Genomic DNA, 11839 nt, shown 5'->3' with positions numbered 1-11839 from the left:
AGAATTTGATATGGATGTTCGCCAGCTTGCTTTCCTCGCCCGCCAACCGTCCGCTGCCGTAAAACGCCGTGACACCTTCTGTGGCGTGCCCAAAAGCGGCCTGGCGCTGATCCTGGCCAACGCGCTGTTCTGGCAGCCGCTGCTGGCCCAGGCCGAGGGCATTGTGGTCAGTGGCCCGGGCACGACGGTGGGCGCGGCGGGTAATGGCGTACCGGTGGTCAACATTGCCACGCCCAATGGCAGCGGCCTGTCCCATAACCAATTCAAGGACTACAACGTCGGTGCCAACGGCCTGATCCTCAACAACGCCACAGGCCGCACGCAAGAAACCCAACTGGGCGGCATCATCCTCGGCAACCCCAACCTCAAGGGCGGCGCCGCCAATATCATCCTCAACGAAGTCAACGGCGGCAGCCCCAGCCAGTTGCGCGGCTACACCGAAGTGGCGGGCCAGTCGGCCAAGGTCATCGTCGCCAACCCCTATGGCGTGACCTGCAACGGCTGCGGCTTTATCAACACCCCCAACGTGACCCTGACCACCGGCAAACCGATCCTCGATAACGGCCGCCTGGACCGCTACCAGGTCGATGGCGGCGCGGTGACCATCGACGGCCAGGGCTTGAATGCCGACAACGTTGACCGCTTTGAGATCATCACCCGCTCGGCCAAGATCAATGCGCAGATCAATGCGCGTAATTTGACCGTGATTGCCGGGCGTAATGACGTCAATGCACAGACGTTGAATGCCACGGCGCGTGCTGATGATGGCAGTGCCAAGCCGGAGTTGGCGATTGACTCGTCGGCGTTGGGTGGGATGTATGCGGGGGCGATCAAGCTGGTGGGCACCGAGGCTGGTGTCGGGGTGAAACTGGATGGCAGCTTGATTGCCAGTGGCGGTGATATCCAACTGGATGCCAATGGCCAGTTGAAGATGGCGCAGGCCAAAACCGAAAACGGCGCGATCAACATCAAGGCCGCCGGTGTACAGACCCAAGGCGCGGTGCATGCCGCCACCACACTGGCTGTGCAAAGCTCCGGTGACCTGCACAACCAGAACAACCTGAGCGCCCGTGACCGCATTACGTTGACCAGCGGCGGGCAGTTGACTAACAGCGGGATTATCGAGGCTGGGGTCAATCTGGATCTGAGCCGCAATACCAACGGTGATCTCAAGCTCAGCGCGCAAACCATCAACAACAGCGGCAGCAGCCTGGTCGCCAGCCGTAACCTGGACGTCAGTGCAGCACAAACCCTGAACAACCAGGGTGGCACTCTCAGCGCCAAACAGCTCGCTACTATTAATGCGGGCACTCTGGACAACCAGAACAAAGGCCGTGTGTTGAGCGCGGGCAGCCTCGACCTCAAAGCCGATCAAGTGCTGAACACCACCGGCCTGGTCACCAGCAACGGGCCTTTGACCGCGACGGTCGGCCAACTGAGCAATCGTAGCGGCGAGGTGTCCAGCCTGGGCGCGGCCACGCTGAACATAGCCTCGCTGGATAACGTCGCGGGCCTGGTTACCGCCAATAGGGGCCTGCGCATCACTGCCAGCGGTGCCATCAATAACCAGGGCGGCAAACTAACCAGCCTGGAAACCCTTAACCTCACCGCAGGCGCCGTGGATAACAGTGCGTCGGGTCAAATCACCGGCAACCAAGCGCTGACCGCCAGCGTCGCCAGCCTGAACAACAACGCGGGTCAACTCACCAGCGTCACATCGCTGACTCTGGATGTGAACAAGGGTCAGTTGAATAACCAGAGCGGCTTAATTCGTGGTCCAGCCCTGGTCTTGAACAACCTCGCTGATGTTGGCAACCAGAGCGGTGAAATTTCCAGCGCCCAGGGTTTCACCTTCACGGCGAAGAGCCTGGACAACTTCGGCGGTAAACTACTCAGCGAGCAGGCCTTGAACCTGCGCCTGGATCAGGCGCTGACCAACGTCAAAGGGCTGGTCTCGGCCAACGGTCTTGATGTCCGTGCGTCCAGTGTGAACAACAGCACGGGTACGCTGACCAGTGATGCCAGCCTGTCGCTGAACCTGGACGGTACCTTGGCCAACCACCTGGGCGAAGTGTCCAGCGCCGAGGCCACGCAAGTGCATGCTGCCGGCCTGGATAACAGCGGCGGCAAGGTCACGGGTAATACCGCGTTGAACGTCGATGTACGTGGCGCATTGAATAACCGTCAGGGTGTGCTTGGTAGCGGCCAAACGGCATCGATCAAAGCCGCCAGCCTGGATAACCGCGACACCGGCAAAGTGCTCAGTGACGGTAGCCTCACCACGCGTATCGCAGGGCTGCTGGATAACCAGAACAACGGCCTGCTTTCTGCCAAAAGCGCGATGGATGTGCAGGCGGGCAGCCTCGATAACCGTGGGGGCAAGGTCAGTGCCGACAAAGACATGCAACTGAATGTCGGTCAGTTGGATAACCAGGCAAAGGGCCTGATCAGTGGGCAGGCAGCGATCCATTACCTGGGCACGACCCTGCGTAACCAAGACGGTTTGCTCAGTGGTGTAGGGCCGGTACGCATCGACGCGACGACCGTGGAAAACGCCAGCGGGCGTATCTCCAGCCAAGGCGATCTAACGGCCAACGTCACCCATTTCAATCAGCAAAAAGGTGAGCTGGTTGCACAAGGCAATTTGCGCCTGACTGGCAGCACGCTCAACAACAGCAGCGGCAAGCTGCTGGCCGGCACCGACCTGGGCCTCAAGGTGGCGCAGGTCATCAATCAGAGTGCAGGTTTGCTGTTCGGCAACGCCAGGGTAACACTGCAAGGTCGGAGCCTGGACAACAGCGGCGGTACGGTGTCTGGCCAGCAAGGCCAGCGTCTGACGTTGAGTGGTGATCTGAATAACACCGGCGGCCTGCTCACCAGCGAAGGCACCATTACCGCCACGATTGCCGGGATGAACAACACGTCGGGCAAGGTATCGAGTGCCGATGCCATGGTGCTGAGCGCCACGGGCGCACTGACTAACCAAAATGGTGCAGTGACCGCTGGCCAAGGTTTGATCCTTGACAGTGCGAGCCTGGACAACCGTACCGGCACAATCAGTGCCAAGGGCACTGCGGGAGTTACCACCGGGGCTTTTGACAATACCCAGGCCGGTAGCCTGATCAGCAATGACACCCTCGATCTCAAAGCCGCTCAAGTGAGCAATGGTACGCGTAGCCGCATCGCCAGCGATAACGCACTGACCGCCGTTGTCAGTGGTTTCGACCAACGGGGTGGGCAGATCTTCAGCAAGACCTCACTGAGCCTGGACCTCAATAACGGTCAACTGAACAACCAGCAAGGCCTGATCAATGCGCCGCTGCTGATGTTGAAAAACCTCAACGGGGTCAACAATCAGAGCGGCGAAATTTCCAGCGCCCAGGCGTTCAGCCTGGCCAGCAAAAACCTGGATAACAGCAACGGTAAACTCATCAGCAATCAAGCGCTGACCCTGCGTATCGAGCAGGCCCTAAGCAACATCAAAGGCCTGGTTTCCGCAGCTGCGCTGCAGGTCCATAGCGCTAGTCTGGACAACAGCGGCGGTCTGCTCAGCAGCCGAGGTGAGTTGGGTCTCACGGTTGATGGTGCTTTCAAGAACCAAGGCGGTTCGGCGATCGGCGACGGCAACGTGCGACTCGCGGCTGCCAGCCTGGATAACAACGATGGGCAGGTTTCCAGCAAAGCTGACCTCACGGCAAACATCGCAGCGGTCAGCAACCAAAACGGCGCCCTGATCGCCCAAGGTGCGCTCGCCCTTGTAGGTCAGACGCTGGACAACCAGAAAAATGGTTTTGTGGGCGCCAACCAACGTGCTGATATCAACGTGGGTGCTGTGGATAACCGTGGCGGTGAAATTTCCAGCAAAGCCGCAGTACAGATCACCGGTCAGCGGCTGGATAATAGTGACGATGGCCTGGTGTTCGCCGCAACTGCCCTGCAACTGAACGTCGACAACGTACTCAACCGAAACAAGGGCCAACTCAGCGGCCAGAGCGGTGTGAGCCTGGCAGGCGCCCGTCTGGACAACAGTGGCGGCAGCCTTGTCAGCCAGAAAGACCTTGGCCTTGAACTCAGTGGCGAGCTGAATAACAACCAAGGCCGGATGAGCAGTGAAGGCCTCCTGACCGTCAACGCGGCCAGCCTGAACAACCGTCAAGGTAGCGTATCCAGTGCCGGCTCGTTGAAGGTCACCGCTACGGGAGCCATGGATAACCAAGGCGGGGAACTGGTCACCGATGCAGGCTTGACCCTGAACAGCGGCAGTCTGGACAACAGCCAGAAAGGCACTCTCAGTAGTACTTCAGCCCTGAGCATCACCACCGGCACGTTCGACAACAGCCACGCCGGCAACGTCAGCACCAGCGACACCCTGGAAATCAGTGCAGGGCAATTGACCAACCAGGACGCTGGCCGCTTGACCAGCAATAAGGCCCTGACCGCTAAGGTGAGCGGCCTGGATCAGCAGGGCGGAAAGCTGTTCAGCAATACGTCTGTCGCACTGGACCTGAACCATGGCCAGTTGAACAACCAGGGCGGCTTGATCAACGGCCCGTTGTTGATGCTGAAAAACCTCAAGAACGTGGACAACCGTGGCGGTGAAATCTCCAGTGCCCAGGCGTTCACCCTGGCTGCGCAGAGCCTGGATAACACTAGCGGCAAACTGCTCAGCAACCAGGCCCTGACCCTGCGCATCACCCAGGCGCTGAGTAACGTTAAAGGCCTGATCGCCGCCCAGTCCATCGACGGCCGCGCCGCCAGCCTGGACAACAGCGGCGGCACCCTCACCAGTCGTGGCGACACGTTGTTTAGTGTCGACGGCCAACTCAGCAATCAGAACCAGGGGGTGATCAATGCTGCTAACGTTCTGACCCTCAACAGCACCAGCCTGAACAACCAGGGCGGCTCTGTACTGGGCAAGTCCATTGCCATCGATCTTGGTAGTGCCACCGGCGACTTGAACAACACGTCCGGCCTGATCACCACCGACGGCCCACTGACCATCAAGCACCTGCGGGACCTGAGCAACCAGGGCGGCGAAATTTCTACCGCGCAGGACCTCAACCTCAGTGGTCGCTCGTTGGATAACAGCGCCGGCAAATTGATCAGCAACAACCTGCTGACCCTGAGCGGCAGCAAGCTGCTCAACCAGGGCGGCCTGATGTCCGGCTGGCAGGGTGTCAGTGTCAGTGGCGTCGACCTGGACAACCGCAACCAAGGCACCGTTTCCAGCCGTTATGGCAACGTCGATGCCACCCTGAGCAACAGCCTGCTCAACAGCGGTGCCGGTGCGCTGGTCAGCCAAAAAGCCTTGAACGTCACCGCAGCCAGCCTCGACAACAGCGACAAAGGCATCCTTTCCAGTGCTGGCGGGCAAACCGTCACCGTCGCCGGTCTGCTCAACAACGCCCAAGGTGGGCTGATCGACAGCGGCGCCGCCCTTGACCTGCAAGTGCAAACGCTCAACAACGCAGGCGGCACGGTCAATGCGCAACAGGCCCTGGGCCTGACCGGCATCACCCTCGACAACAGCGCCGGTGCCCTGATCGGCAACGGCACCGTGACCCTCGACCTGCTTGGCGACCTGACCAACACCAACGGCAAACTCGCCAGTGCTGGTGCGCTGCTGCTCAAACGCGGCAGTCAGGTCAACAATCAGGGCGGTCAACTGGTGAGCCAAAGCCTGCTGACCCTATTCGCGGACAGCCTGGACAACCGCAACCGTGGCACCGTCGCCGCCAACGGTACAGTGACCGTCACCACCACGGGCGTCGTGCAAAACAACAGTGACGGCCTGATCTACAGCCAGAACGCCGACCTGCAACTCAAGGCCGCCAGCCTCGACAACGCCAAAGGCTCGGTCCAGAGCCAGACCGCCCTAAACCTCTCGATCAGCGGCGCCCTCGATAACCAGAGCGGCAAAGTCATCGCCCAGACCGGCGATGTGGACATCACCGCCGCGACCATCGACAACCGTGGCGGTACCCTCGCCAGCCTCAAGGGCGCCCTGCAAGCCAAGGCGCTTGGCGGCTGGTTGCGCAACGACTTTGACCTGAACAACAACCGCCAGGCCGGCACCATCCAGGCACAAAGCCTGAACCTGAGCAGCGCCAGCCTCAACAACAACGGTGGGCGCATTGCCGCGCAAACCGGCGACACCATCGTCACCACTGGCGCCTTCGACAACCGCGACGGCGGCCTGTATGGCAAGGGCACGGTCAAGGTCACCGGCAGCAGCTTCGACAACAGCGGCGAGGTACGCGGTCAGGTTGCGGGCGGGCAGGTTGACCTCAACCTCAGCGGTGCGCTGAACAACCAGAAGGGCGTTATTGAAAGCGACAGCACCCTGAGCGTCAGCGCGGGCAGTGTGGATAACCAGAAAGGCCAGTTGCGGGCGCTGGGGACGAGTGGCAAGACTGAGTTTCAGATTGGCGGGGTGTTTGATAATCGTGATGGTGCGCTGGAAACGGCCAACAGCGACCTGACGTTGAGCGCCGGTAAGTTTCAGAACACGGGTGGTAGTGTACTCCACGTCGGTACCGGCACATTCGACATCAGCATGGCCAACCTGACCGGTGCCGGTGGCAATCTGGTCACCCGTGGTGGCTTGACCCTCACTGCTGACGAATGGACCAACAGCAGCGTGATCCAGGCTGGGCGATTGACTGTTAACGTCAAGACGCTCAACCAAACGGCAGGGGGGCAGTTACTGGCGTCCGATAGCTTGATTGGTGATGGTGGTAACTGGAGTAACGATGGGCTGATTGCCAGCGAAGGCAGCCTGGATCTGACCCTGAAGGAGGCCCTGAATAATACCGGGCGCATCAGCAGCGCGGGCAAGCTTAACCTCGGTGCCGCGCAAGTGAACCTGAGCAGCACCTCGAGCATCGCTGGCGGTGGCAATACCTCGCTCAGTATCACAGGGGTCCTAAATAACCATGGGCGCCTTACCTCTGCCTCAGACCTCATCCTGGATGCAGGTACCCTCAATAACTACGGCACCCTGGGTAGCGGCCAGAAACTCACCGCCACCACCGATGCGCTGCTTAACGACCATGCGTTGATCTTCAGCGGCAGTGACATGAGCCTGCGGGTTGATTCGCTGAACAACAGCTACGCCGATATCTACAGCCTGGGTAACCTGAGCATTGACGGCGACGGTAATGGTGGTCTGGCCGGTAGCGTCATTAACAGCTCTTCCAGCATCCAGAGTGACGGTAGTTTGAGCCTGGCTGCCAGTACGATCAAAAATATCCGTGCAGTTTTAACGACCAACAAAGCAGGGCTTTACACCGCCAAAATCTATGAAATCGCCTGCATCAAGGGCGTCAATGCGGGTGACTGCTCCGGCAAACGTAATTATGTATTTGAAGTGCTCCAGCGCGACAAAATGGAAGTCACGGCAGACAGTGCCATGTCCAACATTACTGCCGGGGGGAGTCTGAAGCTCACGGGCGGGGATCTATTCAATGAAAGCAGCACGATAGCGACGGGAGGTGCTCTCACGGCCTCCCTGGATAACCTTTTCAACACAGGTATTGAAACCGGCGATACCGAAACGGTTCGCACATACCGTACTAATCGGTACAACAGCGACCTTGGGCTGAATGCTCAGGCTGCTGGTTTCAACAACCTTTACTGGTTTGAAAGCAGTAACTATAACGCTGACAATTTAGAGGGTCTGACGGACGCCATGGCAGGGTTCATCGGCCGGATGGATGTTCCCTTCCCTAACCTTACCCGTGTGACGCAATTGGCTTCGGGTGATCAGCGTTACGCCGCAGTGATACAAGCCGGCGGGGCGGTCAACGTAACGACAGGCAACAAGATTGACAGCAGCGTGGTTCGCCCGGGGTACACCTATGTGGGGAGCGGCGCTCGCACTGACACCAAGGCCCCCGGGGCGGGTTCTGATTTCTCGACCCGTATTACCCTGAATCAACAGTTACCACCGGACCTGGCCCAACAACAGGTCAACCCCCTGTTGTTACCCGGTTTCAGCTTGCCCACAGGTCAGAATGGTTTGTTTCGCCTGAGTGGCCAGGTTGCCGCAATGCCGACCAATCAGGGGCCACGAAACTGGACTATGGGCAGTGCAGTTGTCGGTATCGCCCAGCGTGAACAAGCCGTACCTGTCAGTGAAAGCAGAACTGTCCTGGCGGGTAATGCAGTACAAACGGCAATGACTGCGCTTGCTCCAGTACAAGCCGCGGGCCTGACACGCCATGTCGTAGACGACGCCGCGCCTCTCACCACATCCCCGGTTGTAGAACCTGCTACGGACGATGTGCTGCCTACCCGGTCAGTGGCCTACGGTGTTAAATCGGCGACAGCGGTCGAGGCGCTGGGCACGTCGGCGGGTTCGGTGACCGTCAATCGCGTCCTGGGGCTGCCGGACAGCAGTTATGTGTCCAATCCCCGAAAGTATTTGATCGAAACCAATCCAGCGCTGACCGACCTCAAGCAGTTTATGAGCTCGGACTACCTGTTATCCAAGCTTGGCTACAACCCGGATGACAGTTGGAAGCGCTTAGGTGATGGCCTCTACGAAGACCGATTGATTCAGCGAGCCATTATTGCCCGCACCGGCCAACGTTTCCTCGATGGTCAGACCAGCGATGCCGGTCAGTACAAATACCTGATGGACAACGCCATTGCCAGCAAGCAACAACTGAACCTGGCCGTGGGGGTCAGCCTTACCGCTGAGCAAGTTGCGGCATTGACCCACAACATTGTCTGGTTGGAAAACGCCACGGTTAATGGCGAGCAAGTGTTGGTACCCGTGTTGTACCTGGCTCACGCCAACAATCGTTTGGCACCAAACGGTGCGCTGATTGCCGGTAATGATCTGAACCTGATCGCTGGCAAAGAGCTGAACAACGTTGGCACCTTGCGTGCCATCAACAACCTTTCAGCTACTGCTGGCACAGACTTGGTCAATAGCGGCCTGATCGAGGCCGGCAACCGCCTGGATCTTTTGGCTAACAATAATCTGATCAACAAGGCTGGCGGAATCATCTCTGGACGCGATGTAAGCCTTAAGGCCGTCAACGGTAATGTGATCAATGAGCGGACGGTCACCAGCCATCAGAGCAGTAGCGGCACTCGTACTGAACGTAGCGATTTTGTAGATAACGCTGCACGCATCGAAGCCGTCAACAACCTGAGCATGCAGGCCGGGCGTGACATCAACAGCGTTGGTGGGGTACTGCGTAGCGGTGCAGACACCACCATCAAGGCGGGTCGCGACGTCAACCTAATCGCTGCAGAGCAACGTGATGCCAGTGCGGTGACCAATACCACGCGCAGCAATAGCGTCACTCAATATGGCAACGTTATCGAGGCCGGTCGCGATTTCCGTGTCCAGGCCGGGCGTGATATCAGCGCTATTGCCAGTCAGATCGACGCTAAGCGCGACGTTGCCATGGCCGCCACTGGTGACCTGACTTTGGCCTCTGGAGCCAATGAGCAGCACGCGACGGTCAACAGCAAAAAAGTCAAGAGCCAGGAAGACCACGTTCAGCAGGTCTCCACCACGCTGAAGGCCGGTGGAGACGTGGCGCTGAGCGCCGGGCAGGATTTGGCACTGATCGCCAGCCGGGTCACTGCGGGTGATGAAGCCTATCTCGTGTCTGGGAAAAACCTTGAACTCAAGTCCGCTGAGGACCAGGACTACAGCTTCTACAGCAAGACCAAGAAGAGTTCATCGGGTAAAAAATTCCGCCTGGATGAAACCGACAGCACCACCAACATTGGCAGCCTGGTGACCTCAGGTGGCAACAGCACGCTGGTTGCCGGGGAAAACCTGCTACTGGCCGGTAGCGGGGTGAATGCCGAGAAAGGCACGGCGAAGTTGGTCGCGGGCGAGGATGTGCAGATCCTTGCGGTGAGCGATTCCGACAGCGCCCGCCATGAGCGCAAGCAGAGCAAAAGCAGTTGGGGCGGCTTCAAGTCGAGCAAGGTCCAGGACAAGGTCGCCGAGACACGTACCACCGCAGTGGGCAGCATGGTTTCCGGCGAAGCGGTCAGTGTTGCGGGCGGGCAAGACGTAACAGTTACCGGCTCGGCGCTGGTCAGCACCGCTGACCTGACGGTACAGGCCGGACGCGACCTGACCATCGATGCGGCGCAAAACACCTTCTCGCGCACTGAGATGTACAAGGAAAAAAGCCGCGACCTGACCGGGGTGTTGACCGGCAACAAGTTGGGCCTGGACGACATCACGGGTAATCAACATCTGTCGATCAGCAGTCAGAAGCGCAACGGGACGGCACAGGAAACCACCCTGACCGGTAGCACTGTCGGCTCCAGCGCCGGCAACGTCTCGCTGACGGGCGGGCGCACGTTGAGTGTGGTAGCCAGTGATTTGGTCAGCACTAAAGATATGGCACTGGGTGGCTCTGATGTGACCATTGCCGCAGGCACGCAGACGGCCAGTCAAACCACCCAGGAAAGCTCCAAGAGCCTGGCTGTGGGGCGGGTTATCGGTGGAACGGTTGTTGATACTGCCAGAAGCATTCGCGACGGGATCGAAGCCGCCAAGGATGCCGATGATCCACGTCTCAAAGCCGTGAAGCTGGCCCAGGTGGCCTTGAACGCCTACAACCTGGGTGGCCAGGCAGTAGATGCCAACGGTCAGGCATCCGGCTTCAAGGACAAGCAAGGCAGTACCGCCAGCAACGGCTCGCTGATCAAGATTGGCACCGAACTGAGCAATACTCGCAGCAAAAGTACCAGCGAGTATGGGAGTGAGACGGCACGGCAGAGCACGCTCAACGCAGGTCAAGCCCTGTCGATTGTGGCCACTGGTAAAGCCGCCGAAACCCAAGGTGATATCCATGTCATTGGCAGCGAACTGAAGGCAGCCAATACCACGCTGGTCGCCAAAAACGACATCATCCTCGAAAGTGCGCAAAACACTACCGAGCGTAAAAACGACAGTAAAAACGACAAAACCAGCATCGGTGCCAGCTTTAATATTGGTGAGCAAAACGGCTTCACCCTGGACCTTGGCGCACAAATCGCCAAAAACATGGGCTCTGGCAGCTCCGTTACGCAGGTCAACAGCACGCTGGAGACTGGCGCGCTGGTTCTGAACAGCGGCCAGGACACCACGCTCGCCGGCGCCCAGGTGCGAGCGGACAGCATCAAGGCGGATATCGGCGGTGACCTCAACATCGCTTCGCGCCAGGACATCGACACGCAGAAGAGTAAGCAAAGCAGCGCTGGCGCAGGGGCGAGTATCTGCGTGCCGCCGTTCTGCTATGGCACGACGGTAGCGGCGTCCGGCAGCGTGGCTGCCGGGGACATGAACAGCGACTACAAGGCGGTTACCGACCAGACCGGGCTGTATGCGGGCCAAGGTGGTTATGACATCAACGTGGGTAAAACCACCACGTTGCAAGGCGCGGTGATTGCCAGTGAAGCCAGCGCCGACAAGAACCACCTCGACACCGATCGCCTGCTGACCAGCGATATCAAGAACACCAGCAAGATCAAAAGTACCTCGGCGAGCGCGGGCATCTCGGGCAGCAGCAGCGGGCTTGTGATGGGCCCGCCGATGGGTGCGGTACTGAGTGAGTCTGACAGCAGCAAAACCCGAGCGGCGGTCAGCGAAGGTACGATTGTGGTGCGCAACCCTGAGGGCGCCAGCGACCTGGTGGGCCTCAACCGCGACACACAAAACGCCAACAAGCACCTGGACAAGCCGGATGAAAAGGCCATGCGCGAACGCATGGACCTGATCAACAGCTCTGCCGAACTGGCGCGCACCATTGGCAGCACCATCGCCAAGGCGAAAATCGACGAGTCCGAAGACCCCAACAGCGACACCGGCAAAGCG

General features: G+C 59.2%; 1 protein-coding gene. It reads left to right on the top strand.

The features are described 5' to 3' along the window. Positions 1–10: 10 nt before the first annotated feature. A partial coding sequence (locus AO268_RS21985) for a two-partner secretion domain-containing protein (RefSeq protein WP_099169843.1) occupies positions 11–11839 on the top strand: 11829 nt, incomplete at its 3' end.

Source organism: Pseudomonas sp. ICMP 8385, assembly GCF_002699915.1.
In the GTDB taxonomy this organism is placed as follows: Bacteria; Pseudomonadota; Gammaproteobacteria; order Pseudomonadales; family Pseudomonadaceae; genus Aquipseudomonas; species Aquipseudomonas gessardii.
Note: the sequence above shows the minus strand (reverse complement) of the source record. Positions and strands in the feature narration are given on the sequence as shown.